Source organism: Campylobacter showae CSUNSWCD (genome assembly GCF_000313615.1).
In the GTDB taxonomy this organism is placed as follows: domain Bacteria; phylum Campylobacterota; class Campylobacteria; order Campylobacterales; family Campylobacteraceae; genus Campylobacter_A; species Campylobacter_A showae_A.
The window spans coordinates 125,824-150,855 of sequence record NZ_AMZQ01000008.1; the positions used below are offsets into that span (position 1 = coordinate 125,824).

At 46.3% G+C, this 25,032-nt stretch carries 30 protein-coding genes; 9 read left to right on the forward strand and 21 right to left on the reverse strand.

Translation table 11 applies throughout. The annotated features are described in order from the left end of the window. The 4 genes from lpxB to nrfH all read right to left on the reverse strand — a co-directional run bounded on the left by lpxB (position 1) and on the right by nrfH (position 3,880). Positions 1-1,035: a lipid-A-disaccharide synthase gene (gene lpxB, locus CSUNSWCD_RS06430; RefSeq protein ID WP_034964484.1), complete on the reverse strand. Its 1,035-nt coding sequence runs from the start codon at positions 1,033-1,035 to the stop codon at positions 1-3. After that, positions 1,032-1,487, reverse strand: a complete 456-nt coding sequence (locus CSUNSWCD_RS06435; RefSeq protein WP_009495060.1) for a lysozyme inhibitor LprI family protein — start codon at positions 1,485-1,487, stop codon at positions 1,032-1,034. The genes lpxB and CSUNSWCD_RS06435 overlap by 4 nt, the downstream gene beginning before the upstream one ends. 152 nt (positions 1,488-1,639) lie before the next feature. Next, positions 1,640-3,346 carry an ammonia-forming cytochrome c nitrite reductase subunit c552 gene (locus tag CSUNSWCD_RS06440; protein WP_009495061.1) on the reverse strand — a complete coding sequence of 569 codons (1,707 nt, stop codon included), beginning with the start codon at positions 3,344-3,346 and terminating at the stop codon, positions 1,640-1,642. Positions 3,347-3,367: 21 nt separating this feature from the next. After that, the gene (nrfH, locus tag CSUNSWCD_RS06445) at positions 3,368-3,880 is read right to left on the reverse strand and encodes a cytochrome c nitrite reductase small subunit (protein ID WP_009495062.1); all 513 of its coding nucleotides are present in this window, start codon (positions 3,878-3,880) and stop codon (positions 3,368-3,370) included. A gap of 392 nt (positions 3,881-4,272) precedes the next feature. Here nrfH and surE point away from each other — a divergent pair, with 392 nt between their 5' ends. The 7 genes from surE to CSUNSWCD_RS06480 all read left to right on the forward strand — a co-directional run bounded on the left by surE (position 4,273) and on the right by CSUNSWCD_RS06480 (position 10,311). Continuing rightward, positions 4,273-5,055 carry a 5'/3'-nucleotidase SurE gene (gene surE, locus CSUNSWCD_RS06450; protein WP_009495063.1) on the forward strand — a complete coding sequence of 261 codons (783 nt, stop codon included), beginning with the start codon at positions 4,273-4,275 and terminating at the stop codon, positions 5,053-5,055. Next, the gene (locus CSUNSWCD_RS06455; protein ID WP_009495064.1) at positions 5,052-5,717 is read left to right on the forward strand and encodes a tRNA threonylcarbamoyladenosine dehydratase; all 666 of its coding nucleotides are present in this window, start codon (positions 5,052-5,054) and stop codon (positions 5,715-5,717) included. Before surE ends, CSUNSWCD_RS06455 begins: the two co-directional genes overlap by 4 nt. A gap of 70 nt (positions 5,718-5,787) precedes the next feature. Then, positions 5,788-6,453, forward strand: coding sequence for a molybdenum cofactor guanylyltransferase (gene mobA, locus CSUNSWCD_RS06460; protein ID WP_009495065.1), 666 nt, complete (start codon positions 5,788-5,790; stop codon positions 6,451-6,453). Next, on the forward strand, positions 6,450-7,544 hold the full coding sequence (locus tag CSUNSWCD_RS06465; RefSeq protein ID WP_009495066.1) for a phospholipase A: 1,095 nt from the start codon (positions 6,450-6,452) through the stop codon (positions 7,542-7,544). Before mobA ends, CSUNSWCD_RS06465 begins: the two co-directional genes overlap by 4 nt. Before the next feature lie 346 nt (positions 7,545-7,890). Next, on the forward strand, positions 7,891-8,478 hold the full coding sequence (locus CSUNSWCD_RS06470; RefSeq protein WP_009495068.1) for an SMI1/KNR4 family protein: 588 nt from the start codon (positions 7,891-7,893) through the stop codon (positions 8,476-8,478). Between the two features lie 225 nt (positions 8,479-8,703). Then, entirely contained in the window at positions 8,704-9,606 is a 903-nt protein-coding gene (gene menA / locus CSUNSWCD_RS06475; RefSeq protein ID WP_009495069.1) for a 1,4-dihydroxy-2-naphthoate octaprenyltransferase, read from the forward strand. Positions 9,607-9,741: 135 nt separating this feature from the next. Next, entirely contained in the window at positions 9,742-10,311 is a 570-nt protein-coding gene (locus CSUNSWCD_RS06480; protein WP_034964486.1) for a YceI family protein, read from the forward strand. Positions 10,312-10,574: 263 nt separating this feature from the next. Here CSUNSWCD_RS06480 and CSUNSWCD_RS06485 read toward each other — a convergent pair whose 3' ends face one another. The 3 genes from CSUNSWCD_RS06485 to CSUNSWCD_RS06495 all read right to left on the reverse strand — a co-directional run bounded on the left by CSUNSWCD_RS06485 (position 10,575) and on the right by CSUNSWCD_RS06495 (position 13,777). Further along, entirely contained in the window at positions 10,575-11,717 is a 1,143-nt protein-coding gene (locus CSUNSWCD_RS06485) for a glycerate kinase family protein (RefSeq protein ID WP_009495072.1), read from the reverse strand. 461 nt (positions 11,718-12,178) lie between these two features. Continuing rightward, positions 12,179-12,301 carry a hypothetical protein gene (locus CSUNSWCD_RS11895; RefSeq protein ID WP_009495074.1) on the reverse strand — a complete coding sequence of 41 codons (123 nt, stop codon included), beginning with the start codon at positions 12,299-12,301 and terminating at the stop codon, positions 12,179-12,181. Between the two features lie 48 nt (positions 12,302-12,349). Then, positions 12,350-13,777, reverse strand: a complete 1,428-nt coding sequence (locus tag CSUNSWCD_RS06495) for a GntP family permease (RefSeq protein WP_009495075.1) — start codon at positions 13,775-13,777, stop codon at positions 12,350-12,352. A 461-nt stretch (positions 13,778-14,238) separates the two neighbouring features. Between CSUNSWCD_RS06495 and CSUNSWCD_RS11545 the strand changes: the two genes are divergently transcribed. Together CSUNSWCD_RS11545 and CSUNSWCD_RS11550 are read left to right on the forward strand one after the other, a co-directional pair. Then, a complete protein-coding gene (locus CSUNSWCD_RS11545; protein WP_009495077.1) occupies positions 14,239-14,454 on the forward strand; it encodes a hypothetical protein in 216 nt (71 codons plus the stop codon). Between the two features lie 68 nt (positions 14,455-14,522). Continuing rightward, entirely contained in the window at positions 14,523-15,056 is a 534-nt protein-coding gene (locus tag CSUNSWCD_RS11550) for a hypothetical protein (protein WP_009495078.1), read from the forward strand. Between the two features lie 452 nt (positions 15,057-15,508). On the opposite strand, the gene CSUNSWCD_RS06505 is transcribed toward CSUNSWCD_RS11550, so the two are convergent. The 14 genes from CSUNSWCD_RS06505 to CSUNSWCD_RS06570 form a co-directional block, all read right to left on the reverse strand. Beyond that, positions 15,509-16,447, reverse strand: coding sequence for an NAD(P)/FAD-dependent oxidoreductase (locus CSUNSWCD_RS06505; RefSeq protein ID WP_009495080.1), 939 nt, complete (start codon positions 16,445-16,447; stop codon positions 15,509-15,511). Between the two features lie 11 nt (positions 16,448-16,458). Continuing rightward, positions 16,459-16,908: a hypothetical protein gene (locus CSUNSWCD_RS06510; protein WP_009495081.1), complete on the reverse strand. Its 450-nt coding sequence runs from the start codon at positions 16,906-16,908 to the stop codon at positions 16,459-16,461. Further along, a complete protein-coding gene (trxA, locus tag CSUNSWCD_RS06515) occupies positions 16,908-17,222 on the reverse strand; it encodes a thioredoxin (RefSeq protein WP_009495082.1) in 315 nt (104 codons plus the stop codon). The genes CSUNSWCD_RS06510 and trxA overlap by 1 nt, the downstream gene beginning before the upstream one ends. A 70-nt stretch (positions 17,223-17,292) precedes the next feature. Further along, the gene (locus CSUNSWCD_RS06520) at positions 17,293-17,631 is read right to left on the reverse strand and encodes a YraN family protein (RefSeq protein ID WP_009495083.1); all 339 of its coding nucleotides are present in this window, start codon (positions 17,629-17,631) and stop codon (positions 17,293-17,295) included. Positions 17,632-17,634: 3 nt separating this feature from the next. Beyond that, positions 17,635-18,897 carry a homoserine dehydrogenase gene (locus CSUNSWCD_RS06525; RefSeq protein WP_009495084.1) on the reverse strand — a complete coding sequence of 421 codons (1,263 nt, stop codon included), beginning with the start codon at positions 18,895-18,897 and terminating at the stop codon, positions 17,635-17,637. Next, the gene (locus tag CSUNSWCD_RS06530) at positions 18,894-20,102 is read right to left on the reverse strand and encodes an LL-diaminopimelate aminotransferase (RefSeq protein ID WP_009495085.1); all 1,209 of its coding nucleotides are present in this window, start codon (positions 20,100-20,102) and stop codon (positions 18,894-18,896) included. The genes CSUNSWCD_RS06525 and CSUNSWCD_RS06530 overlap by 4 nt, the downstream gene beginning before the upstream one ends. Before the next feature lie 10 nt (positions 20,103-20,112). Beyond that, on the reverse strand, positions 20,113-20,910 hold the full coding sequence (locus CSUNSWCD_RS06535; RefSeq protein ID WP_009495086.1) for a hypothetical protein: 798 nt from the start codon (positions 20,908-20,910) through the stop codon (positions 20,113-20,115). Then, positions 20,904-21,929 carry a helix-turn-helix domain-containing protein gene (locus CSUNSWCD_RS06540; protein WP_009495087.1) on the reverse strand — a complete coding sequence of 342 codons (1,026 nt, stop codon included), beginning with the start codon at positions 21,927-21,929 and terminating at the stop codon, positions 20,904-20,906. The genes CSUNSWCD_RS06535 and CSUNSWCD_RS06540 overlap by 7 nt, the downstream gene beginning before the upstream one ends. Beyond that, positions 21,922-22,602, reverse strand: coding sequence for a 23S rRNA (guanosine(2251)-2'-O)-methyltransferase RlmB (rlmB, locus tag CSUNSWCD_RS06545; RefSeq protein WP_034964489.1), 681 nt, complete (start codon positions 22,600-22,602; stop codon positions 21,922-21,924). The genes CSUNSWCD_RS06540 and rlmB overlap by 8 nt, the downstream gene beginning before the upstream one ends. Before the next feature lie 82 nt (positions 22,603-22,684). Beyond that, entirely contained in the window at positions 22,685-23,497 is an 813-nt protein-coding gene (gene rsmI / locus CSUNSWCD_RS06550; RefSeq protein ID WP_009495089.1) for a 16S rRNA (cytidine(1402)-2'-O)-methyltransferase, read from the reverse strand. A 4-nt stretch (positions 23,498-23,501) separates the two neighbouring features. Beyond that, positions 23,502-23,702 carry a 50S ribosomal protein L31 gene (rpmE, locus tag CSUNSWCD_RS06555; protein ID WP_009495090.1) on the reverse strand — a complete coding sequence of 67 codons (201 nt, stop codon included), beginning with the start codon at positions 23,700-23,702 and terminating at the stop codon, positions 23,502-23,504. A gap of 83 nt (positions 23,703-23,785) precedes the next feature. Continuing rightward, positions 23,786-24,442 carry a 16S rRNA (uracil(1498)-N(3))-methyltransferase gene (locus CSUNSWCD_RS06560; RefSeq protein WP_009495091.1) on the reverse strand — a complete coding sequence of 219 codons (657 nt, stop codon included), beginning with the start codon at positions 24,440-24,442 and terminating at the stop codon, positions 23,786-23,788. Then, positions 24,439-24,852, reverse strand: a complete 414-nt coding sequence (locus CSUNSWCD_RS06565; protein ID WP_009495092.1) for a hypothetical protein — start codon at positions 24,850-24,852, stop codon at positions 24,439-24,441. Before CSUNSWCD_RS06565 ends, CSUNSWCD_RS06560 begins: the two co-directional genes overlap by 4 nt. After that, a complete protein-coding gene (locus CSUNSWCD_RS06570) occupies positions 24,849-25,031 on the reverse strand; it encodes a hypothetical protein (RefSeq protein ID WP_009495093.1) in 183 nt (60 codons plus the stop codon). Before CSUNSWCD_RS06570 ends, CSUNSWCD_RS06565 begins: the two co-directional genes overlap by 4 nt. Between the last annotated feature and the right edge of the window lies 1 nt (position 25,032).

Genomic DNA, 25,032 nt, shown 5'->3' on the forward strand with positions numbered 1-25,032 from the left:
TTATCCTTTGTTTGTTATTAAAATTTGCGCTACGCTGGCTGCAGAGCCGTGCTCTAAGTATTTTCGTAGCTTCTCGCAGCCTTTGATAAATTTCTCTTTATCGCAGCTCTCGTAGGCTTTTATTAGATTATTTGGCGTTACTTCATCTTGCAATAGCTCCTCATGTAGCGCCGCTTCTCCCATAAAATCAAACATAATATTTGCAAGCCCGATGTGGCGCAGCTTCACAAACATCCGCGCTATCATTATGTCGATGGCTTTGGCTTTATAGGCTAGTACAAACGGCGTGCCCACGAGCGCAGCCTGCAGCGTCGCGGTACCCGAGCAGATAAAGGCAAACTCGCTTTGCAAAAGCGCGCGCGGCGCGTCCGTAACCACGCTAAAGTCGCTAACGTCGCCGTAAATTTGCATATCGTTTGCTAAAAACGGCGGCACAACGAGCAGTTTTTCTTTGTCTTTTATCTGGCTCGCCACTTCGCGAAAAATCGGCATCAGTCGTGAAATTTCGGCGCGGCGGGATCCGGGCATAAAAGCGATCTTACCGCTTTGCAAAAGCTCGTTTTTTCGTACTCGTAGTTCGTCAAGCAGCGGGTGTCCGACATAGCGCGAGCGATTGTAGTACATCCCGTCAAACGGCAAAATCGAAGCCAAATGATCGCAGTACGCCTCGACTTTCGCCACGCGTCCGGCCTTCCACGCCCACACCTGCGGCAAGATGTAGTAGGTCACGGGCGTTTTGATCCCGGCTTCTTTGATCGCTTTAGCTAGCGGCAGGTTAAAGGCTGGGCTATCGATGAGTAGCACGGCGTCACACTGCGCAGCTAGGCGCGTCATCTCTTTTATAGCTCGTTTTGCCTTAAAATAAAGCGGCAAAACCTCCACGAAACCCATCGCGGAAAACTCCGAGCTTCGCATAAAAGGTTCGCCAAATTTCTCGTCGAAAATGCCTTTTAGCTCGCACTTTGGCAGGTACTCTAAAACCTGCTCGAAGTGCAAATTTGCAGAAGCCTCTAAACAAGAGACAAGTAGCTTCACTGATTACCCTCAAATTCCTCGGCTACGTACGCAAGCTCAGCCGCGCGCCCTTTAGTCATCTGCAAATAGCAATCGGCCGCTATTACGAGATAAATCGTTCCTTGCGGAGGATAAAAAGCGCATTTGGCCTCTTTATAAGCAACCCACTTACGCTGTATATCTTTTAGGATTTTTTTATTTTCTTCGTTTAGTACGCTCATAGCCTTTTTATAGTTTTCGTTTAAAATTTTATCTTGGACGGCGAATTCAGCTTTTATACACCCTACCATACCGGCGGTAGAGCTATCTTTTTGCATGCACTCGTCTACGCGCCTTTGCGATTCGTCCCTTTCTTCCAGATTCGTCTCTAAATTCGACGGCGAATTTGACGAAGGCTTTGTCTTTATCGCAAGTTCTTGCGCGCCAAAAACGAGGCTCGCCGCAAACGCCGCAAAAATAAATTTTTTAAGCATATTTTACCCTTTAAATTTAACGGGAATTATCGCCTAAAACGGCTAAATAAACAATAAAATTTAAATTTATAAGAAAAATTCAGGTTTAAAAATTTGAAAGATAAATGCGTAAATTTAAAAACCCAAAGCCCGCAGGCCTTGGGTTTTGGGGTTTATTTAAAATTTAGATTCTTAACGTCTTCGTCGGCTTTTTTCATAGCTTCGGTAGGCGCTACGCCGATAGGATATTTATGTCCTAAAGAAGCAGGCGCAGGAACCGGAGTAGCCTCTTGAGTTAGCTTGATGCTGATGCCGTAAGGCGCAAGCTCGTTAACTAGCTCGGTTTGTCCTTGGCGAGCAAATTCTTTACATTGACCTAGGATCCTAGCCGACTCTTCGTCTCCGTGGAAGCCGTAGCTGTTTTCGCTAAATGCGAAGTCCCAGCGGATGTGAGTTTTGCGGTGTAAGTAAAGAGTCTTTTCAAGAGCCTTACTGATAGCTTCTTTTCTCTCTTTTTCATCGGCGATCGAGGCAAATTTCTCGTGCTTAGCTAGCTCGGCTCTGGCCGTTTTTATGTCTTGGATCAAAGAAAGTAGCGCATTTTCGCAGTTTCTTAGCTCGTAAGCGTGGCGATTTTGTACGAATGAAATTCTATCTTTTAGCACTTGTTCGCTTTGCGGGTGGCAAGTTTTGCAAGCCGCGTTTATATCGGCAAGCGGAGTTAAAATTTCATGCTCGGTGATCTTTTGAGCTCCGGCGCGTTTATACGGCATGTGGCAGTCTGCGCACGTTACGCCGCTTCTTCCGTGGATACCGGTTGAGCTTAGCTCAGCTTCTGAGTGCTGCATCTTGATGATTTTAGCGCCGGTATCTTTGTGGATGTAGTCAAATTTAAACCCGTCCTCTTTGGCTAACTGATCGTCATAGTATTGGTCGAAATTCTCGATCTTAAACGGCTCGTCTTTCTTCCAGAAATTCCAAGGGAAGGTTAAAACGGATTCTTTGCCTGCAGGATAGTATTCTACGTGGCACTGCATACAAACGTAGCTTCTCATCTCTTGTCTGGTGGCCTTTATACCGCTTTTTGCGTCGGCTTGGTAGCCTCTAGCGACCATTGCGTTTACGAATGCGGGTCTTGTTACTCTTAGGCTCATATCATCTGGCGAGTGGCAGTCTGCACAGGTGCTGCCTAGATGCGATCCGTGGATACTCTCGCCGTGTTTAGCCGCGATTTTTTTCATGACGTCAAAATACGGGATAGAGTTCATCTTCGTCCACGCGGCTTTTCTCTTTTCGCCTTCCTCTTTAGGCATTACGTCGAAAAACGGCATAGGCTTAGTTGCAGCAGGCGTAGGATCGGCAGTTAGGTTATAATCGCCATCAACTTGAAGCGCGGTTAAATATCCGGTGTGGCAATTGACGCAATATCCTGGCTGACCCTTAAATGCAGGAAGCCCGTGAGCGTTTAGATACTCTTTATCGTTTCTTTTGGTTTCGATCTGATCTATCTGCGAATAGTAGTGGGTTCGCGGTTTGCTGTAATCCACGCCGAACGCATAACCGTTCCAAAACACCGTAGCCGCAGGCCAGCGAATAATCTTGCTATAAGGTAAATCACCGCCGAAAGCCGTTTCTACAAATTCGCTTCCTTTTGGATTTGCGTCGCTTTTATGCTCCATTTTTTTGTAAGCATCGAGCTGATTTGGGAAATTTGCGCCCCATTTTTCAAAATCAGGCTCAAGTTCGCTCACTTTATTGAGCATTAGCGGGTAAGTTTTTGACTCTTCTTTTTTATGAGCTATGTCATTATAAAGAGCAAGTACGCCCGCACCAAGTGCGATAGCTACTAGAAAAGTAACTATATATGACAGTTTTTTCATTATTCTCCTCCTAGAATTATTTTAAAAGTTATGTGCGTGTCCGGCTTGTCTGTGACAAGATACGCATTTTAACGGCTCGTTGGCATTAGCATACTGCCCGTGTTTGCCTGGCAAGCTATCGCCTATAGCTCTTGGATCGACTGAATTTCTAGCATAATCCTTATGGCACTCTATACAATTGTTTTGTATGATTTCCTTTTGCTCATCGCTTGCGGTAAACGATACGGGATTATCCAAGAAAGTAAACGCATAACCGTGCAAGAAGCCGTATTTAGCTTTCGCCAGCCATTTGCTTACGAATTCTTTAGGCATGTGGCAATCTATACACGTCGTAACGTGTTGATGTCCGCCCTTAGACCAGCCTTCATAGACTTGGTTCATGACGTGGCAGTTTATACAGGCTTCGGGATCGTGAGTAAGATGCTGAGGACCGTTAGCAAAAAAGAATGTGAAAATTCCAAATCCGCCAGTAAGTCCGATAACCGCCAGCAAAGCTATGACCCATTTAGACGCTTTTTCCTTTGCGTTTTCCATAATCGGCTTTCTAACCTCCTTTGTAAATTTAAATAAAACTTAACTTTATTTATAAGCCGGTATTTTATTATTAGTTCGCTTAAATTCTCATTTATTTTTCTAATATAATTAAAATTAAATCTAAAGCTTATTTTTATACTGTGTAAATATAACAGTAGTTGTTATCAGTTTATTATGATTGATTTCAATCTATTTCGGTATTATATAATAAAATATATTTACTACCTTAAATTTGAATAAAATTTAAAAACTAAAATATAAAGTAAACAATATCCAATATAGGCCAAAACTTTAAATTTAAATAATAAAAGCTGTGCTAAAATCTTTTCTTTAAAAATTTGAAAGCTATGGGCTCGTCAAATTTGAGCTAATCGTGATAAAAAGGAATAAATTTGAAAGAAATTTTAATCACAAACGACGACGGATTCGAGGCTAACGGCCTGCACGCTTTAGCTAGCGCACTAAGGGAGCTACCTGATACCCGCGTTACGATCGTCGCTCCAAGTACCGAAAAATCAGCCTGCGCACACTCTCTAACGCTTACTAGACCCCTTCGCTTTATCAAGCTTGATGATGATTTTTACAAACTCGACGACGCTACGCCCGCAGACTGCGTCTATCTCGCGCTTCATGCGCTTTATAAAAGACTGCCCGACCTCGTAATCAGCGGCATAAACCACGGCGCAAACGTGGGCGAAGATATCACCTACTCGGGTACGTGCGGAGCGGCTATGGAGGGCGTTTTGCAGGGCGTGCCTAGCATCGCGTTTTCGCAGTTTTACAAAAACGACAGTATCGAAAAACTTGGCTTTTCGCTCGCGCAGCAAGCCGTCAAATTTATCGTTCCGCGCGTATTAAACCGCGAAATCTCCCTACCGCCGCGCCAGTTTTTAAACGTAAATATCCCGGCCGTCTCCGTCCGCGAATTTAGAGGCTACCGCATAGTTCCCGCAGGCAGGCGCAGCTACGCCACGCACGCGATGCTCCACCGCAACCCGCGCGGCATCGAGTACTACTGGCTCGGACAACCGTCGAATTTAGACTACGAGCAAAACGGAGAGTCCGATATCAGCGTACTTAGCGAGAGTTTCGCCTCGCTCACTCCAATCATGCTCGATATGACCGCGCACGCGAGCTTGCAGGGCCTAAAAACCGCGCTAAAGGATCAAATTTGAGCGAGGAAATTTTGGATCAAAACGACCGATTTACGAGATCTCGCTGGCTGTTTGGCGATGATTTTAAAAAGCTTCAAAACGCAAACGTCCTAATCTGCGGCGTAGGCGGCGTGGGCGGAGTCTGTGCGGACGCGCTGGCTCGCTCCGGAGTGGGCAAAATCACCGTTATCGACAAGGATATTTTTGATATAACCAATCAAAACCGTCAAATTTACAGCGAAGCGGTCGGTGCCGTTAAAGTCGGAGAATTTGGCAAGAGATACGAGTGCATAACGGCGCTGCAAGAACTTATGACGCCGGAGTTTATCGCAAATTTCGACTTTTCGCCCTTTGATCTCGTGATCGACGCTATCGACGACGTACCCGCCAAGATCGCGCTCGCGCTAAAAACGCACGAAAAGCTAATTAGCTCGATGGGCGGAGCAAAGCGCATCGACCCGACGCAGATCAAGGTCGCCTCCGTCTGGCAAACCTGCAACGATCCGTTTGCTAAAAAAATACGCACCGAGCTTAAAAAAGCGGGCTTTAAAGGTAAATTTGACGTCGTGTTTTCGACCGAACCGCCAAGGTGCGTGAAACTGGGAAGCTTCATGGGTGTAACGGCGTGTTTTGGGCTAAATTTAGCAGCTTTAGCGGTGAGAAAAATCATCAGCGAAAAATAGCTGCAACGACTTTAACCGCTCGCTTAAAACAAATTTATGCTATTATACCGCACTTAAATTAAGGAAAAAAATGAAAACATGCGTCATCCTTGCCGGCGGTAAAAGCTCGCGAATGGGCCGCGACAAAACGCTACTGCCTTTTGGCGGATTTGCGACGCTCACGCACTACGGAGCGCATAAATTCGGGCGGATTTTCGAGCGCGTATTCATTAGCTCCAAATTTGAAAAATTTAACCCACCCCTGCCGCTCATCAAAGACGCCGACGCAGAGGAGATCTCGCGGTCAAATTTGACCGAGGCGAGCGACAAAGAGGGTGCGCCAAAAAGCTCAGCTCAAATTTCCGCGCAAGATACGTCAAATTTGAGCGAGCCAACCTTTTCTCCGATGCTAGCGCTTTACAGTATCCTTAAGAACTTCCCAAACGAAAGCGTCTTTATCGTTCCCGCCGATATGCCGTTTGTTAGCGAAAACTGCGTGCGCGAACTATATAAATTTACCGGCGAATACGACATGGTCATCGCCGCGGACGAGTCGCATACGCACTCGCTTTGCGGGTTTTTTAGCGGGGATTTAGCGGATGCGGCGGGCGAGCTTTTTGCCGCGGGCGAGCACAAGATCGGGCTTTTGCGCGACCGTTGCCGCTGCAAGATCGTAAAATTCGCAAACGCGGACGAGTTTTTTAACATCAACTATCAGGCAGATTACGAACAAGCCTTAAAAGAAGGAAAAATATGAAAAAAATTATCGTTTTACTGGCGATTTTGTTAAATTTAACCGTAGCTGGCGAGACGGAAACGGCGAAGCAAAATTTAGCCGGCCAGTCCGAAAATACGGCTGAAAATTTAACCGAGCCGACCGCCAAAGACGAAGCCAAGCGCCTCTACGAAGCCGCCGCAAAGCTCGAATACGAAGGCGACAAAACAAGAGCCCTTCAGCTTTATAAACTAGCGGCTAAAAAAGCGATATTTACGGACGAAGACGGCGAAACGGCTGCGATGGAACGCTCCGTGATCGCGCCCTCAGATAGCGTAGCGGACGCGCCCGTAGAGGAGCAAAAGATCGCCTCCAAAGAGCGCCCGAAAGCGAAATTTGAAAGCGGTGAGGCATACGATGTGGATGAAATTTTGGGCTTAAAAATGCACCACCTAAACTACCTCTTGCCGGCAACCTACGCATTTAACGACGTCGAGGGCAGGCGTAGATTTGAGACCGCTTTTCAAATCAGCCTGCAAAAGCCGCTGTTTTACGACGTGTTTGATATGAATGAAACGATCTCGGCAGGCTACTCGCAAAGCTCGTGGTGGCAGACGGCTAAGAGCTCTACGCCGTTTCGCGAGACCAACTACCGCCCCGAGATTTTCATAACCGTTCCGATGAGATTTGAGGCGCTGCCGAGTCTTGATTATCTACGCGCGGGACTTTTGCATGAGAGTAACGGCCAGGGCGGCGAGAAGTCGCGCTCATGGAACCGCGTCTATCTCGAGGCTAAACTTTACGCCGGTAGCCTCGTCGTGATCCCGCGAGCGTGGGCGCGCATCCCTGAGAGCAAAGGCAGCGACGACAATCCCGACATCGAAAAATACATCGGCAATATGGATATAAATTTCGCTCTGCCTTTCCGCGGCCACGTCTTTACGGCTATGGTGCGAAACAACCTGCATTTTGATAAAACCAACCGCGGCGCGGGCGAGCTTGGGTGGCTATTTCCGTTTGGCAAGAGCGGCGTTTACGGCTACGTGAAGTACTTCACCGGATACGGCGAGAGCCTCATCGACTACAACCGCCACACCGATAAGGTCGGCATCGGCTTTGCGATTTTAAAATAATTTGTAGACTTGCCGCCTAAAGACCTAGGCGGTTTAAGTCATTATCGTAGCCGGTAAGCCGATTAGCTTTGATTTATTTTTACATAAGAATTTGCAAGCATAGGCGATTTCACTAATTTATGGATCGCTATTGCTTGTGGATTGCATTTTTATTATTTTTATACAGTTTACGGAGATTTTATTGCTTAAATTTCACTAGATTTATACTACTGATCGGTAAAATTTTGCGAGAGGTTTTAGCGTCGTTAGATAAATTTCCGCTTTTAACTTTTAACCGCTCCCTACATAAAAATTTGATAAAATCCATGCGATTTTTCCGCATAAAAATTAAATTTTAAGGATACAAATGTTTTTGCAATTAGACGAGATCCGACAAAGACTCGACGTGATATTCTTGCCTTTAGAGCAAGAGGGCGTAACAGGTATGAGGCTGCTAGCACAAAGCGATGCCGACGCGTCCATGCGGGCGCTAGAAAATGCGCAAGAGGCTCTAGACGTCAAATTTCCGCTTGCGTTTTTGCACCTAGTTTGCAAATTTGACTTTGGCGAATTTGAGGTTTGCAACGTATGCTTTGGCACCGGCGGCGACTACGCTAGCGAGCTAGTGCGGCTAAACAGCACCGACGAATACGGCGGCAAATGGTGGCAAGGCAAGACTCGTCCTGCAAATTTGATAGTTTTTGCCGTCGGCGATCCGTGGATATTTCTGATTGATTGCGCGGACGGCGCGATTTATGCGTGGCTGCTCGGAGACGAAGAGCTTTGCGGTAGGCGCGTTGCGAGCGATTTTGAGAGATTTTTTAGAGCGCTTGCCGGTATCGGTATCGCGCGACTAAGCAAAAAGGGCGTACCGAGCGCGGAAGAAATCGTCAAATTCGTCCAAGCAAGCGATGATAAGGCGATTGAGTTTTGGCGAGAAATGGCGGAAATTTGATAAATTTAATGCTGAAACTGGACTTTTACGCTAGCTTTGGCGGCAAATTTGACTGATTTCAAAACTCTAAATTTGGTGACAACCGCCGTCAAATTTTAATCCCAAATTTATAAATTTTGTCCGCAGATCCGCTCAAATTTATATTATTTTTTGCATTCTGGTGCTAAATTTGAGCTCAAATTTGCCATAAATTCGGCGTATAAATTTAACAACAAAAGGTAAAAAATGATAACCGCAAAGGCTCTTTACGCATCCGCTCGCCTTAGATCTCTGCCGCTTAGCGTCTCGGGCGTACTGCTCGGTAGCGGCGCGGCATACGGCGCGGGAGTATTTAGAGCGGATATTTTCGCACTGGCGCTGCTTACGACGCTGCTGTTTCAGATACTCAGCGACTACGCTAACGACTATGGCGACGCGGTAAAAGGCACCGACGACGATGGCAGGCTGGGGCCGCGCCGCGCGATACAAACGGGGCAGATGAGCGCGGCCGAGATGAAGCGCGTCATCGTAGCTACGGCGCTGCTTTCGGCATTTTCGAGCCTCGCGCTAAGCGTTTTGGCGTTTGGCGAGCGGTTTTATCTCATACTGCTATTTTTGGCACTAGGTAGCGCGTCGATATACGCTGCAATCCGCTATACCGTGGGTGTCGGTGCATACGGATATAAGGGGCTTGGCGACGTTTTCGTGTTTTTGTTTTTTGGGTTACTTAGCGTGCTGGGTTCGTACTTTTTATACGCACGATCGCTTGATGCGGCGCTGCTGTTACCTGCGTGCGCGTGCGGGATGCTAAGCACGGCGGTGCTAAATCTAAACAACATGCGCGACGTGCAAAACGACGCGCTCAAAGGCAAGCGCACGATCCCCGTGCGTATCGGGCTGCTCGCGGCCAAGCTCTATCACTATGCGCTGATCGCTGGCGGTGCGGGATTAATGCTTTGCTACTCGCTTTTGCGCGGCGAGCCTGGCGCAAAACTACTCTACATAGCGAGCTTTGCGCCGCTTGTTTGGCACCTATTTTTCGTTTCGCAGGTGCGGGATTGTCGCGATTTCGACGGACAGCTAAAGGTCGTCGCGCTCAGCACGTTTGCGATGTCGGCGCTGTTTTTCGTCGGGGAAATTTTGGGCTAAATTTAGCCTGATTTTTTATCACACGATCTTGGGGTGGCAAGCCAAACAATTCAAATTTATATCAAAATGTTGCGAAAAAGTTATATATTTACTTTTTTAAAATACACTTTCAAACCAAAATCGCAAGGAGAAAAAATGAAAAAACTAATCAAATTTTCGCTAGTCGCAGCGCTAGTAGCGAGCTTCGCAAACGCAGCAGTCTATGAGATCGACCCAGCGCACAGCAGCGTCGGCTTTAAGATCAAGCACCTAAGCATCTCAAAAGTAAGCGGAAATTTCGGCAAATTTGACGCCGTGATTGACTACGACAAGGACGCCAAAGAGCTCAAAGCGCTCGAGGCCACCATCGAAACCGCCTCGGTAAATACGCAAAACGAGAAGCGCGACGAACACCTAAGAAGCGCGGATTTTTTCAACGCGGCCAAATTTGACAAAATCACCTACAAAATGGTCAAATTTGAGAAAGAAAGCGACACGGAAGGCAAGGTCGTGGGCACGCTCACGATGCACGGCGTAACTAAGCCCGTGGTGCTAAAATTCGAGCTTGGCGGCTTTACTGCAGATAAAAACGGTAAGGAAAAAATCGGCTTTAGCCTAGAGGGCGAAACCAAACGCAAGCTCTTTGAGATCGGGTTAGATACCCCGGAGATCACGCTATCTGACAAAGTCGAGCTAGAGATCGAAGTCGAAGCCAAAGAAAAATAAACCCAAAATAAGCCTAAAGCCTTTTTTCGGGCTTTAGGCTTATTTTTAAATTTTAAGTTTTCGTAAATTTGATAAACCGCGTGGCATAAAAACCTGAACGGCAAAAACCAAAACTAAAAGACGCGTCAAAGCATGATGTCAAAATTCGAAAAATCCGCCAAACTGCCGCACTGAAAGGCAAATTTGCGGCAAAATACAAAGCACCCGCTCAAGCCGGCAAACCGATAAACTCGCCAACCAAATCACCGCAACAAAGAGTAAATTTACCCCTTACGCCCTAGCAAATATAGCCTCAAAGCCTGCTCTGCCGTCATTTTGAGATTGCGCATTGCGGTTTGCTTATCCATCGCCTCCTCTAGGCTCACAGGCTCGTTTAATACGCTAAAAAACGCGTCGATGCCGTTTTCGTTACAGCCGCCGGCACACGGCGACACGCTGCCCGCTAGCGCGATGATCGGTTTGCCGTATTTTTTGGCGATTTTTGCCACTCCGGTAGGGGTCTTGCCCATCGAGCTTTGAAAGTCCAGTCGCCCCTCGCCGGTGATGATTAGATCGGAGTTTTTCACGTCCTCTTCGAGGCGGATTTCCTCCATGATGATGTCGATGCCGGGCTTTAGTTTGGCGTTTAGGTAGCTAACAAACCCGTATCCTAGCCCGCCTGCCGCGCCCGCGCCCTTAAAGTTCCAAAATTCGCTCGAAAAGTGCTCGCTAGTCGCGCTCGCAAAGCTTATAAGCCCAGCGTCTAGATCCTTTACCATCTGCTCGTCCGCACCCTTTTGCGGGCCGTAAACGTAGGCCGCGCCGTTTTTGCCAAAGAGTGGGTTATCCACGTCGCAAGCCACGAGGAATTCGCACTCTTGCAGCTCTGGTGCTACGTTTTTGTTTGAAATTTTGGTGATTTTTATGAGGTTTTCGCCTTTGCCCTCGAGCAGCTCGCCGTTTTCGTCAAAAAACTCGTATCCCAGTGCGCTTAGCATGCCCGTGCCTGCGTCGTTCGTCGCGCTACCGCCGATACCCACGATAAATTTACGCGCACCTTTGCTAATAGCGTGCAAAATCATCTGTCCAAAGCCGTAAGTGCTCGTTTTCATCGGGTTTCGGCGCTCTTTTTCCACCAGCATGAGCCCGCTAGAAGACGCCATCTCAAGGATACCCAGTTCGCCCGCTAGCGCGTATCTGGCGGGGATCTTTTCGCCGAGAGGATTTTGCACGATGACGTCGATAAACTCGCCCTCTAGCGCGTCCGCTAACGCCACCACGCTACCCTCACCGCCGTCCGCAATGGGCTTAACCACCACCTCATCTATCTCGCCGGCTAGGGCTTCAATACCCTCTTTTACGGCATTGCCGGCCTCGAGGGAGCTCAAAGAGCCCTTGAAAGAGTCGATTGCTATTAGTATTTTCATCTGTTTTCCTTTTTTGGTAAGGCTTGTATTTTGAGCGCTTTTTCAGTTGCGCTTCGCTCACTGCTTTGCAAGAAGCGGAGCTGGCTAAAATTTAGCTCGGCAGACTATTTTTGCTTCGTTGCACTCGCAACTGCAAGCAGAAGTCCAGCCTACGCTAAATTTTATCTGCGCAACCCCAAAAATCATCTCAAAATACTTCGCCTTGATTTCTTATAATCAAATTTTAAATTTGCAAATTTTACCCACCGAGACCCGTATCTTGAAAATGCAAATTTAACTCTACTAAAATTTATAAAACCCGGCGACGCTTTGTTCGAAGAGCAAAGCTATGTCGCCACATCTCACGTGCAGTGGGGATGGTGGGGTTTCTGCGTCGCTGCACTAGTAGCTACAAGCAGACGGGGGCGGGTTTACCTTCGGCAGTTGCGAGTGCGTAGTTCGACGCAAAGGAAAAGGGCGCTCTACTTAGCTTCACTATGTTCGCTACCGTCGCCATATGGGCTTGAGACCGCTTCGCTCGTAGCTGCGCAGGCGTAAGTAGACCACCCCCCTTCCGCCACCCAAGAAAAGCTAGAATTTACCATTCCACTGCCCCGCAATAGCAAATTCAACCCCAAATTTAGTCGTCAAATTTATAGCAAAATAAGCGACGCTACCCAAACCGTCACCATGCCTACGATACCCATTATAAATGTAAGCATCGTCTGAGTCTTGTAGCCCTGCTCCGGCGACATCTTGCTAAAGTTCGTAACGACCCAGAAATAGCTATCGTTAGCGTGCGAAACCGTCATCGCGCCCGCAGCGATCGCCATCACCGTTAGCACCGCGCCCATCTCGCTAGTTAGCCCCAGCGCGCTCATCATCGAGCCGCTATCGGTGAAAAGCCCCATGATAGAGGCCGTCGTCGTAAGCGCCACGGTCGAGCTGCCCTGAGCGGTCTTGATGATAGCCGAGATAACAAACGGGAAAAATATACCAACGGTGCCGATAAGATGGGCGTTTGCCTTCATAAACTCGACAAAGCCCGCTTTAGCGATGACGTTGCCTAGCACGCCGCCCGCAGCCGTGATGAAAAGGATCGGTCCGACGATCTTTAGCGTTTCATTGGTCATGAGGTTAAATTCGCCCAGCTTGCCCGTTTTAGCCAGCAAGATAACGGCAAATAGCACGCCAACTCCAAGCGCGATTACGGGATCTCCCATAAATAATATAACCTTTACGAACCATGCCGTCGCCGATGGATCTTTTTCTAAAATGTCCGGAGCGACGAAGGCGACGAAAAACCCCTTTTTATTTAAAATATTAAAAAGAGAACCGCAAGCCATCAGCAAAATCGGCATAAAAATCGGCGCCAAGCTCAAGAACGCACAAGGCAGCTTGCCGTGCTCTTTGATGATCTCGTCGTAGCTCTTGCCCACATCGGCAAGATCTTCCTTTAGGCTCACTTTTGCGCCGATAGTTTTAGCAAAAAGATAGCCAGCGATGAGAACCGGTATCGAAACGACCGCGCCCACGGCGATGACTAGTAGCAGGTTGTGCCCTACGCCCACGAGTCCGGCAGCCGCTATCGGGCCCGGCGTTGGCGGTATAAACACGTGCGAGGTGTATAGGCCGCACGAGAGCGCGACGGCCATAGCTACGGGGTTGGCGCCGATTTTTTCCTTTATCGCGCGGCGGATCGGATCGAGTACGACAAAACCACTATCGCAAAAGACCGGGATGCCCACGATCCAACCCATGATGAGCATCGCTAGCTCGGGGCGCTTGTAGCCTACACAACGCACGACCATATCGGCCAGCTTTAGCGCCGCGCCCGTCTTTTCCAGCGCCATACCGATGAGCGCGCCCAGGATGATGACGATGCCTATGCTTTTAAATATCCCGCTAAATCCCTCTCCGATGATCACGGGAACCTTGACCAGGTCGATGCCAGCGACGACGGCTAGAGCTAGCGAAACGAGCATGATCGCTATAAAGGGGTGAACCCCCAACTTTGAAATCAACACGATCATAACGACGACCGCGATGACGAAGCAGACGATGAGAGCAATACCGCTCATAACAGCTCCTTTCGGATAAATTTTTGTCTAGCGCAATATTACCGAAATTTGTTTTTAAAATATCTAAATTAGATTTGAAATTTTAGTTTCATTTTATAAAATAAGTGAATTTGACGGCCGATTACTTTTGCGGTAAATATGCGGGCAGCTTTGGTGCGATTAAATTTTGTTTTGAATTTAGGTTCGAATTTGGAGCAAATTTATCACAAAAAATAACTTGTGAGGTTAAAATTTGCAATATGATAATTCGTAAAACAAGCGTCAAATTCGACTACTAGCGCTTGCCGAAGCTCAAATTTAACTCCGCCCTAAGCCTTACGGCACTATCATTTTATCAATGATTTGCAAAAGATGCGAAGCGGTCAAATTTAAAACAGTTGCGGGTTTTATTGGCCCGCATATTTTAGGCACGAGGCAAAACGTACCGTCTCCGTTTTGCCGACAACTAAAAAGGATACGCTATGGATATGATAATCTTACTTTTTTACGTTATTCCTTATATGGCGGTTAGCGCCATAGTGATGGTCATCACTGCAAAATACACTAAGAGAATTTGGATCAGAGGCATTGTAGCGGCCGCACTATTTCTAATCCCTACTTACGACATCATCATCACAAATATTCTTGAAGTGTATTACTGCGCTACCACTCCAAAGGCCTTTATAAAAAAACGGTAGAGTATCCGCAGAGTATTTATTTTGAGGATAATGTTTTTAACGGCTTTAACGAGCAGGATATAGAATATATGATGAATAACTACCTTGACGACATTCATCTAAAAACTTTAGCTTTAAATTTACCCGACGGAAACGTAGCCATATATCATTACGAAAAAAATCAAGACGAATACGACAAGATAGCAAAAGAGGTAAAGCAAGAGCTAGGGGATAAGACGTCGCACTATGATGATATCAGAGCTAGAATCATAAAAATAATCGACTCGAATAAAATCATAACTACGAAAGACAAGATGCCTAAGATGAACTATACAGTCCTATATGACAAGGTAAGTTTAAATCGGTTCGCTTCTAAATACTTTCACTCCGACACAATGAGAATCATAGACAATAAAACAAATGAAACTATTGCTTTTCAACAGAGATGTTTTATGTTTAAGAGGTTAACCGATTATAGTGCTGGCGAGTATAGCGGAAAGTATATATGTGATGATAAAAGAATTTCTTTAGTTATGAACACTTTTCCAAAAATAGATTTGAATATAGGATACGTGTTACTAAATTTTGATGCGAGATTTAAAAATTACTTTAAAGGAGAGTAAAATGAGAGTAGAAGAGAAAATATTACGCTCGCCACAAAAGACTCAAGAAGCGCCACAAACAGACGATTAAAATAAACATCCAACTCTCGACTCGAAATTTATTTGGCAAAGCCGAGTCGATAAATTTAATTGATAAATTTAGCAAACAGTCCGTACTTATCCGCCAAAAGATAAAGTCCTAAAAATAGCGCGGCGTATAAAACTGTTTTAAATATTTTTAGCAAGGCGTGCAAATTTGATCCTTTTGCTTCGTTAAATTTGCGAAATCTTAGCCAAAGGACGGTTAAATTTGAGTGAAATTTGGGGTGAGGGATTTGGAAAATGCGGGAGAAATTTAAATCAAGGCAAATTTGACTAAATTTGAAAGAATAAGGCAAAACTCGGTAAATTTGGGAAAATTTGAAGTAAAAAGAGGAAATTTAGCCGAAAAGCTCGGCTAAATTTGAGAAATCTTAGTGTAGGCTCTCGATATAGCTAAGTGCGCTAAGGGCCGCTACTGCGCCGTCTCCTGCGGCTACGATGACTTGTTTTGGCGCGTCTTTTCTGATGTCACCCGCGGCAAATAACCCCGGCACGCTAGTTTGCATCTTTAGATCGACGCTTACTTGGCCGCCGTCCTCGGTTTTGCATACGAATTCGCCGTTTTCTTGACGGAGAACGTCGTTGTTTACGTTAAGCCCGACAAATACGAAAACGCCAGGCACTTTTAGGTCGCGCTCACCCTCTTTTGTGTTTATGATTAGACCGGCAAGTCCTGCTTTGTCGCCGTAAGCTTGCTTTATCGTGGCGCTCGTGATAAACTCGATCTTGGCGTTAGCGCGGGCCTTTTCTAGCGTGACGGGAGCGGCGCGAAACTCGTCTCTGCGGTGGATGATGTAGACGCGAGAGCAGATGTTGGCTAGATACAGAGCCTCCTCGATCGCCGTGTCGCCGCCGCCTAGAACCGCGACCTCTTTGTTTTTATAGAAAAATCCGTCGCAAGTCGCGCACGTGCTCACGCCTCTGCCGAAAAACTCGTCCTCGCCCGCAAAGCCTGCGCGGCGCGGAGTGGAGCCGGTGGCTACGATGACTGCTTTGGCATGCTCTTCTTTGCCGCCTTCAAGCTTGACCGTGAAGCTGCCGTCGGCGTTTTTCATAACGCGCTCAACGCCCGCCATCTCGTGCTTTAGTCCAAAATGCGTGCACTGCGCGACCCACGTACTCATGAAGTCTATGCCGCTCTCGCCAGGAGCCTTTTGGCCGGGATAGTTTTCTATCTCAGAGCTGCCCGTTATCTGGCCGCCTGGCATGCCTTTTTCAAACATTACGACGTTTTTTAGTCCGCCGCGAGTGGCGTAAAGTCCCGCGCTAAGTCCTGCAGGACCGCCTCCGATGATTGCTAAATCTAACATATTTCTTCCTTTTAAATTTTATTTATTTTTGAATCTTGTTTATAAACGCCGCCCTTTTGCGCCTTTAGCTCCACGCTAGCGGGCAAAGACGTGATATTTAGGACGTGCATCAGCTTTAAAATCGTATTTATATCCGACGCGACGAAATTCATATTTCCCTCGCTAGGAGCGCGTTTTTGGAGCAAGTCCACGGCGACGATTTTTAAATCCTTGCTTGAAGTTTTTAAAATTTCCTTCCAATCTGATTGGTTGGAGCTAAAAACCACGAGTAAAAATTTATCATCCTGCGGCGCGAAAATTTGAGCTTGTTCGTAAAAAACCAACTCGCTAAAATTTACGAATTTATACTGCGAAAATCTGTAATTATTGTAAGCAAATACGCCTGCTACCAGCGCTGCACCGATAAAAGACGCAAAAACGGAGGTGAGAGGAAGCAGGCTTCCTCCTCGTCTAAAAACCATTAAAGAAGCGAATTTATCTTATCGGCGATGGCTTGTTTTGATTGTGCGCCGACCATTTGCTCTACGACTTCACCGTTTTTGAAAAATAGAAGCGTAGGGATCGAGCGGATACCAAATTCTACGGCTAGGTCTTGCACTTCGTCGGTGTTTACTTTACAAATTTTAGCTTTGCCCTCAAACTCCTCGGCTAGCTCGTCGATGACTGGAGCAAGCATACGGCAAGGTCCGCACCAAGGCGCCCAAAAATCTACTAGCGCAACGCCTTCTTTAGCGACGTCGAAATTCGCAGTCGTTAGTTCTACGTATTTTCCCATTTTATTCTCCTTTTTAAAGATAGTTGTAATTATACACGAAAGTATTTAAATTTTAGCTAAATAAGAATTTTTACAAACTAATATTTTCTATCCACTTTATTTCGCCCTTTTTTATCGCGATTAAATCAACCTGAAAATCGGTATTTGCGCCGTTTTGTAACAGATAAAAATCGATAGTTTTTAAAATTTTATTAAATTTAGCGGGCGTGAGGCGATACTCTGCCTCGTAGTCGCCCTGCGTAGCTTTGATTTCAACAAAGCGCAAGATGCCGTCTTTTTTAGCGACGACGTCGATCTCACCAAATTTGGAGCTAAAATTTCTAGCGAGAATCTCGCAGCCGTTTTTTAGCAAAAACTCGCAAGCCAGATTCTCCGAGCTTTTGCCGAAAAGATACGCCCTAAGTCCCAAATTTTACTCTTCTATCCTCATCATAAAAGGTTTTTCTTTTACAAACTCTTGCTCTTGCAAAATTTCCATAGTGCGTCTGACGTCCTTTTCCACGCTCGTGTGCGTCGTGAAAAATAGCGTCGCATACGGACTTTCGTCCTTTGGTTTTTGTAGCAAACTATCGATAGAGAGGTTGTTTTCGCTCATTAAATTCGTGATTTTAGCCAGCACGCCGACCTTGTCCTCGACCCTGAGTCTAAAATAATATTTCGTGCGAATTTCGCTCGGATCTAAAAGCTCGAGCGCATTTAACTCAAACGGCGCCTTGTAGCCTAGCATTGGGGATTTGCCGTCTCTGGCGATGTCGATCAGGTCGCTGATGACCGAGCTTGCCGTCGCCGGACCGCCCGCACCCGGACCGTAAAACATCGTCTCGCCGACCGCGTCGCCCACTACGCTCACGGCATTTGTCACGCCGTCTGTTTTAGCTATCATTTTGTCTTTTGGTACGAGTGCGGGATGCACGCGCAACTCGACCTTGTCGCCCGTTTTTTTAGCGATGGCAAGCAGTTTGATGACGTACTCGAAATCGTTAGCGAAAAAGATATCCTCGGGCGTGATGCCTTCGATGCCCTCTATCAGGATGTCTTCGGGGTTGCCGTGTACGCCGTATGCGATGCTGGCTAGGATCAGTAGCTTGTGCGCCGCGTCAAAGCCTCCGACGTCAAAGGTCGGATCGGCCTCGGCATAGCCTAGTTCTTGGGCTTTTTTTAGCGCGTCCGTGAAATTTGACCCCTTGCTCATCATCGAGGTTAAGATATAGTTGCTCGTGCCGTTTAAAATCCCGTTGATGCTTAGGATGTGGTTTGCGCTAAGGCCCTCGCGAAGGGCTCTGATGATAGGTATGCCGCCCGCGACGCTAGCCTCGAAGCCAAACGGCGTGTTTTGCGCTAAATTTTGCAAGGCGTAGCGGTGATAGGCTAGTAGCGCCTTGTTTGCAGTTACGACAGCTTTTTTGCGCTCTAAAATTTTGCTGACGACCCTAAAAGGCTCCCCTACGCCGCCCATAAGCTCGACGAAAACATCGATATCGTCGCGTTTTATGACGCTATCTATATCGTCCGTGAGTGGGATGGCGACATCTCTTTTTTTGCTTAAATTTCTAACGACGCCGATGACTGGAACTATCTCCTCGCCGCATCTTGCCGCGATCAGTTTTTTGTTTTGGAGTAAAATTTTAGCTACGGCTTCTCCGACCGTGCCGACGCCTAAAATGGCTATATTCATGCAAATTCTTTCAGATATTTTTTGACGTTTCGCGCCGCTTGGCGGATGCGGTTTTCGTTCTCGATGAGAGCAAGGCGCACATAGTCGTTGCCGCCCTCGCCAAAACCGATACCTGGGCTCACCGCGACGCTAGCTTTTGTTAAAAGCTGCTTTGAAAACTCAAGGCTACCGATGTTTCCGACTTGCGGCGGGATTTTTGCCCAGATGAACATACTCGAGCTTGGCTTATGCATCTCCCAGCCCGCGCTTGCAAAGGCTTCTAGCATCACGTCGCGGCGTTTTTCGTAAATTTGGCGGATCTCCTCGACGCAGCTTTGATCGCCGTCTAGCGCAACTGTGGCGGAGACTTGGATCGGAGTAAACATGCCGTAATCGACCCATGATTTTATCTTTTTAAGAGCTGCGCAAAGGCGCTTGTTCCCGCATAAAAATCCTACGCGCCAGCCCGCCATATTGTAGCTTTTTGATAGCGTGTAGCACTCTACGGCGACGTCTTTTGCGCCTTCAACCTCAAAGATGCTTGGCGTCTTGTATCCGTCAAACGTGAGGTCGGCGTAGGCGATGTCGGAGATCACGTAAAAGCGCTCTTGTTTACTCATCGCCACTAGCCGCTCATAGAAGCTCTTTTGCACGGTTACGGTCGTCGGGTTGTGCGGGAAATTTACGACGACGTATTTAGGTTTCGGCGAGCTTGAGCGGATTGTGTGAAGTAGGTCTTCGAAAAATTTATTTTCGTCAAGCTCAAATTTGTCGTTGTATTTTAGCGGCATCTTCGCCACGCTACCTCCGGCGAATAAAAACGCCTGCGTGTGAATCGGATATGCAGGATCTGGCACCACGGCGACGTCTCCCAGGTTTATCACGGCCTGAGCTAGATGCACGAAGCCCTCCTTGCTACCCATAACTGCGACGGCTTCGGTGTCGGGATCTAAATTTACGCCGTATTTACGCTTGTACCAGTTGCAGATGGCTAGGCGCAGTTTGTAGATACCCGCACTCGCCGAGTAGCCGTGGGTTTTGTCTTTTTGCACGCTTTCGCAGAGCTTATCGACGATGTGCTGAGGCGTGCGACCTTCCGGGTTTCCCATCGAAAAGTCGATGATATCTTCGCCAGCTCGGCGCGCCGCCATTTTTATCGCGTTCACCTCAGCAAATACGTAGTTTGGAAGTCGTTCTATGGTATTAAATCTAATCTCGTCAAACATAAATTTCTCCTTATTCTAGGTAGATTTTGAGTCCTCGTTTGATATTTTCTAGACTGACGGCATCGTCGATCATTATGTATTTTGCATTTTGAGGAAGCGAGACTTTTAGGCTATTTACGGCCTTGTTGCTTTGCTTTTCGTCGATCAAATTTAGATTTTTATCCAAAATTCTCACGACGGCGGACCAGCGATCTTCTGCGCTAGCGCTTATCGTCGCGCTCTTTGCACCGCTAACGTCGATGAGATATGGCTCGAGCGGCTTTGAGAGCTGGACTTCTTGCGAAAACTGCACTGGAGTTTGGTTTATAGAGGAATTTGACGCGTCGATGACGTACTCGTAAGATAGCTCGCCGGGTCTGTTGATGTCCGTTATCTCGGTGCCGCTTTCTTTAAGCGCAGCGTAGAGCGAGCCGGGATCGGGGATAAATTTGGTATCGATCGTCACGCCCCAGAGCGCACCGCCGGCGTTAGAAAATTCGCTCGTTAGGATATTGTTGTATCCAAGGCCGTTGAGAGCGTCTTTTGCGATTTTCATAATTAGTAGCGGGTTGTTTTGGCGCGAGATAAATTTGATATTTACCTTGACGTTTTGCTTGTAGGATAGTCGCAGGAGCGAATTTGACTTTAAAACATTTGAAATTTTAGCAATGTCGGGCTTGCCGTTTGCGTTTAGATATGCAGAGCCGTCGCCAAAGAGCTGAGTCGCTTTTGCACTATTTTGACCAAGCAAGCCGCCTGCTATATCCACCACGCTAGCCGCAAGGCAAAAAGCCGCGCTAGCAGCTAAAAGTAAAAGTTTTTTTACCACGATTTGCCCTTGTTTAGAGCTACGAATTCGTCGTATGTGAGCGGCGTAACTTTATCTTTTTCGACCAAAAAGCGCTTTGGATTATCACCGCTAAATTTGATGTTTTGATCGCCGATTTCTAAATTTATCTCTCCGTGTCCTGTGACGATGAGTTGTTTTTTGCCTATTTCGATAGAAACAGCATTTGAGGCATTTTGAGATTTCTTTTTATTGTCGTCCAAATTTATCACGCCGAGCCAAACTTTTCTGCGCGGGACTACTTTTATCTCGCTTAGTCCGTTTAGTTGGTATACATCACCGCTTTTAGGCGTTACTTGGACTGCAACAGATGCATTTTCATCGGTCAAATTTGAAACTTGCTCGCTTTGCAAATTTTGACTAACGTTTTGCTCTGCGGGTTTTGATTGCGTGCTTGTAGAAACCGTCACGTTAAACTCCGGCAAGGGTTGCTCTACTTGGGCGGCGGCAAAATTTGAAGCGCTCTCTTCGATTTTATTTATCTCGTCTTCTTGTTTAGGGGCAGAGGAGACATTTATCGTGATATTTGCGTCTTTGATGGAGTCTAAATTTTTAGTCGCCTGTTGCACTATATTTGTATCGGAGTAAGTCACGCTTTTGTTTTTGTCCTCAAAGAAACTCGAGAGGTCGCCGATGTATTTTTGAGGTTCGAAAAAATAAATTAAAGCGCCGATCGCACAAATAGTAATTATGCCGCCTAGCATACCGCCATAGGACGATTTTTCGCTTGCAGTATAGGCCGGTATTTTAGGAGATATAGTTATTGTTTTGTGTTTTAACTCGCTCTCGTGCTCGGCTATAAACGCCTCATATTCGCTCATCCACTGCGCAAAGTCGATATCCAGCTCGCGCTCCAGAATTTTAATAAAACCTTTAACGTTAAAGCGCGCCAATTTTTCAAAATTTTTATCGGCGATGTAGCCTAGATATTCTATCTCAATGTGTGTTTTTCTTGCAACTTCGCTAAGCCCTAGCTCTTTTAGCAAACTTATATCATTCATTTATAATCCTATCGCAAAATATGGCAAACGCAGCCGAGACATTTAGGCTGTCCCAGTCGTTTTTCATTTTTATTCCTACTATTTCGTCGCTTTTGGCAAGGACTTTTTTGTGCAATCCTTCGCCCTCGCTACCCATGACGAGCGCGACTTTTTGGTTAAATTTGACCTCATGAGCGTTTTTGCCGCCGCTTGCCGTGGCGTAAATTTTAAAGCCGACCTGTTTTAGTTCGTTTAGCAAGCTAAGACCGTCTTCGACGAGAGCGATATTTGCCTCGTAGGCCGCTCCGCTACTAGCTCGCAATACGCCTTCCATCGCTAAATTTTTAGCGACTACGACGATGCCTCCGCAACCTAGCGCATGCGCCGTTCGGACGATGGCGCCGATGTTTCCCACGTCGCTAAGTCCGTATAAAACTGCTATAAAATTTTGTTTTTTTATCTCGTCGATACTTTTAAACTCAAACTCTTCGACATCGGCTAAAAAGCCTTGGTGATTGCCGCCGTGTGCGAGAGCTTGGGCTTTTTGATTATCCACGCGCTTTATCGGCGCGCCGACGCCTACGATCTGTGAAAATAGCGCCTTGTCGCACTCTTTGGCGAGATAGACCGTTTTGACGCTTTTTTTATAGTTTTTTATGATGTGCAAAAATAGCTGTTTTCCGTATATTATCATCGTCTGATGATAGCTAAAAATCGGTAAAATTTAGCTAAATTTTCGGATGAATTCGCTGTTTGTTTGAGTCTGCGAGCAAGTTTTAGCGGGTGAGCTCGGAGTAAATTTCTTTGGCGTTTCGACCTGTGATTTTGGCTAGCAATTTAGACTTGGCTTTGGGTGAAATTTCAAGTTCTAAAATATCGTTTTGGGTGATTTTCTCAAAGGTAAAATTTGGATTTTTCTGCACAACGACGCACCACTCACCGCTCAAATTTGCCTCTTGTAATTTTTGCGCCAACTCACTTGCCGTGGCTCTAAATTTGGTTTCAAATTTCTTTGTTGCTTCTTTTATGGCAAACATTTCTCTATCCGGCTCAAGCTCGGCAAAGTCTAATATGAGCGAAAGTATGCGTTTTGGGCTTTCGTAAATGACTGCCGGGAAAGGCGAATTTAGCGCATTTTGGATAGCTGTGGCTCGCTCTTTGCCTTTGTTTGGTAAAAATCCCAGAAAGCAAAATTCTTTCTCGCAAAGTCCGCTGGCGACGACGGCCAATATCGCGGCATTTGAGCCGCTTAATACTTCATACGCGATACTGTTTTTTATAGCAAAATTTACGAGCGCAGCTCCCGGATCGCTGATACCGGGCATGCCTGCATCGCTTAAAAACGCTACGTTTTTATCAAAAATTTCAAGCTCGATTTTGGATAAAATTTCATCTTCATTATGCGTGTGTAGCGAGATAAATTTTTGTATATTTATATTTGCGTCAAAACGCGTATTTAACAGGTTTATGAGGGATTTTGCGACTCTGGTATCTTCGCAAAAGAGTATCTCGCATTCGTGCAAAACGCTCAAAGCGCGAAGCGAGATATCGCTTAAATTTCCTATCGGCGTAGGAACGAAATATAGCAAAGGATTATTTTAAGTTATATTTTTTCTTAAATTTATCAACGCGGCCTGCGCTATCTACGATCTTTTCGCTGCCCGTGAAAAACGGATGGCACTCTGAGCAGATATCCACTCTGATTTCGCTTTTGTTTGACTTCGTAGTGAAGGTGTTGCCGCAAGCGCAAGTTACTTTGCACTCAACAAATTCCGGATGAATTTCTTTTTTCATTTTTTGTCCTTTTATCGTCTGATTTTTTAATTTTCATTTAAAGTAAGGCGAGATTATACAAAAAACTTCGTAAAAAATCAAATTTAAATCAAAATTTTAGCCGCTATGCCTAAAATCGCAGTTTGCGAGCGCAAAATATTTTTTGCTCTTAGTCCGTATTTTTTAGCGACTGCTTCTCGCTCGCTCTGGCTAAATCCACCTTCTGGCCCGATCGCTAAAATTTCCTTGCCCGCGTAACCGTCCAAATTTTCACCGTCAAAGTCTATAAGAGCGACGTTTGGATAAAATTTAACTAGCTCATCCAGGCTTTTGTAAATTTCAAATTTCATCAAGTCGTTTCGTCCGCACTGCTCGCACGAGCTTATCAAAATACGCTCTAGCCGCGAAAAATCGAGTTTAAAGTTTTTTTGCGAAAACTCGGCGTAAAAAAATATGATTTTAGCTACGCCCATTTCGTTTAGGCTTGGCAAGGTTTTTTCAACCGTTTTTGGATCGACGACGGCCCAAGATAGCGTAAGATCGCTATCTTGCACCTCCACATCGTGCGAAAATATCAAATTTAGCTCCGCGCCCCTTTTGTCTAAATTTACGATTTCATAGATGTGGTTTTGCCCGTCGGTCAAATTTCGCACGTCGATGCGCTCGCCAAGTTTAGCGCGCCGCGCCTTCAGGTGTAAAAACGCCTCGCCTTCAAGCCTGATTTGCTCGTTTTTGGCCTCTTTTGAATATAAAAATTTCATCTCACCCCGCTTGCAATAAGTATCAAAACAAAATCAGCCGCGATTTTTAGGCGCATTTTGGCTCTAAAATCGGCAAAATTTTTCGTTTTTATCGCCTTTTTTAGCCGCTTAAACTCCATTGCTCCAAGCCCGATAAGTAGCGCCCAAACCGCGATCATCACGAGAGCTTTGAGACTCGGATAAAAGTAAAAAACGCTCATCAAAAGTAGCCCCGTAAGCATCATCGCTGCTAAAAACGCATAGTATGTGGGCAAAAATAGCCTAATGCGCTTAGCGTAGGCTGGCGAATTTACGCCGAAATTTATCAGGCAAAAGTGCGCCGCGACGAGCGCTAAAAGCGTAAAGGCAAGGCCGATGTGGATGGAGCGCGCTAGCTCGTAGAGTTCTGAGAGATGCTCGTTAAATTTCATTTTTCAGGCACCGGCTCAGGCGGCATATTTTCGTCGATACTTACGTTTGCGTCGCTCTGCGCGATAGGTACGTCGCTAGGCACCGTGCTGCCAAGATCCAGCGACGCGGGCTCTTTTTTCTCCTCGCAGCCGCTAAAAAACAGCGCTGCCAGCGTCAAAATCGCAAAAATTTTCCTCATT

Coding starts and splice junctions, on each gene's coding strand:
- CSUNSWCD_RS06435 (WP_009495060.1), bottom strand. CDS start 1,487: ATGCTTAAAAAATTTATTTTTGCGGCGTTTGCGGCGAGCCTCGTTTTT.
- CSUNSWCD_RS06440 (WP_009495061.1), bottom strand. CDS start 3,346: ATGAAAAAACTGTCATATATAGTTACTTTTCTAGTAGCTATCGCACTT.
- nrfH (WP_009495062.1), bottom strand. CDS start 3,880: ATGGAAAACGCAAAGGAAAAAGCGTCTAAATGGGTCATAGCTTTGCTG.
- mobA (WP_009495065.1), top strand. CDS start 5,788: ATGAAAACATGCGTCATCCTTGCCGGCGGTAAAAGCTCGCGAATGGGC.
- CSUNSWCD_RS06465 (WP_009495066.1), top strand. CDS start 6,450: ATGAAAAAAATTATCGTTTTACTGGCGATTTTGTTAAATTTAACCGTA.
- CSUNSWCD_RS06470 (WP_009495068.1), top strand. CDS start 7,891: ATGTTTTTGCAATTAGACGAGATCCGACAAAGACTCGACGTGATATTC.
- menA (WP_009495069.1), top strand. CDS start 8,704: ATGATAACCGCAAAGGCTCTTTACGCATCCGCTCGCCTTAGATCTCTG.
- CSUNSWCD_RS06480 (WP_034964486.1), top strand. CDS start 9,742: ATGAAAAAACTAATCAAATTTTCGCTAGTCGCAGCGCTAGTAGCGAGC.
- CSUNSWCD_RS06485 (WP_009495072.1), bottom strand. CDS start 11,717: ATGAAAATACTAATAGCAATCGACTCTTTCAAGGGCTCTTTGAGCTCC.
- CSUNSWCD_RS11895 (WP_009495074.1), bottom strand. CDS start 12,301: ATGGTAAATTCTAGCTTTTCTTGGGTGGCGGAAGGGGGGTGGTCTACT.
- CSUNSWCD_RS06495 (WP_009495075.1), bottom strand. CDS start 13,777: ATGAGCGGTATTGCTCTCATCGTCTGCTTCGTCATCGCGGTCGTCGTT.
- CSUNSWCD_RS11545 (WP_009495077.1), top strand. CDS start 14,239: ATGGATATGATAATCTTACTTTTTTACGTTATTCCTTATATGGCGGTT.
- CSUNSWCD_RS11550 (WP_009495078.1), top strand. CDS start 14,523: ATGATGAATAACTACCTTGACGACATTCATCTAAAAACTTTAGCTTTA.
- CSUNSWCD_RS06505 (WP_009495080.1), bottom strand. CDS start 16,447: ATGTTAGATTTAGCAATCATCGGAGGCGGTCCTGCAGGACTTAGCGCG.
- CSUNSWCD_RS06510 (WP_009495081.1), bottom strand. CDS start 16,908: ATGGTTTTTAGACGAGGAGGAAGCCTGCTTCCTCTCACCTCCGTTTTT.
- trxA (WP_009495082.1), bottom strand. CDS start 17,222: ATGGGAAAATACGTAGAACTAACGACTGCGAATTTCGACGTCGCTAAA.
- CSUNSWCD_RS06525 (WP_009495084.1), bottom strand. CDS start 18,897: ATGAATATAGCCATTTTAGGCGTCGGCACGGTCGGAGAAGCCGTAGCT.
- CSUNSWCD_RS06530 (WP_009495085.1), bottom strand. CDS start 20,102: ATGTTTGACGAGATTAGATTTAATACCATAGAACGACTTCCAAACTAC.
- CSUNSWCD_RS06540 (WP_009495087.1), bottom strand. CDS start 21,929: ATGAATGATATAAGTTTGCTAAAAGAGCTAGGGCTTAGCGAAGTTGCA.
- rlmB (WP_034964489.1), bottom strand. CDS start 22,602: ATGATAATATACGGAAAACAGCTATTTTTGCACATCATAAAAAACTAT.
- rpmE (WP_009495090.1), bottom strand. CDS start 23,702: ATGAAAAAAGAAATTCATCCGGAATTTGTTGAGTGCAAAGTAACTTGC.
- CSUNSWCD_RS06560 (WP_009495091.1), bottom strand. CDS start 24,442: ATGAAATTTTTATATTCAAAAGAGGCCAAAAACGAGCAAATCAGGCTT.
- CSUNSWCD_RS06565 (WP_009495092.1), bottom strand. CDS start 24,852: ATGAAATTTAACGAGCATCTCTCAGAACTCTACGAGCTAGCGCGCTCC.
- CSUNSWCD_RS06570 (WP_009495093.1), bottom strand. CDS start 25,031: ATGAGGAAAATTTTTGCGATTTTGACGCTGGCAGCGCTGTTTTTTAGC.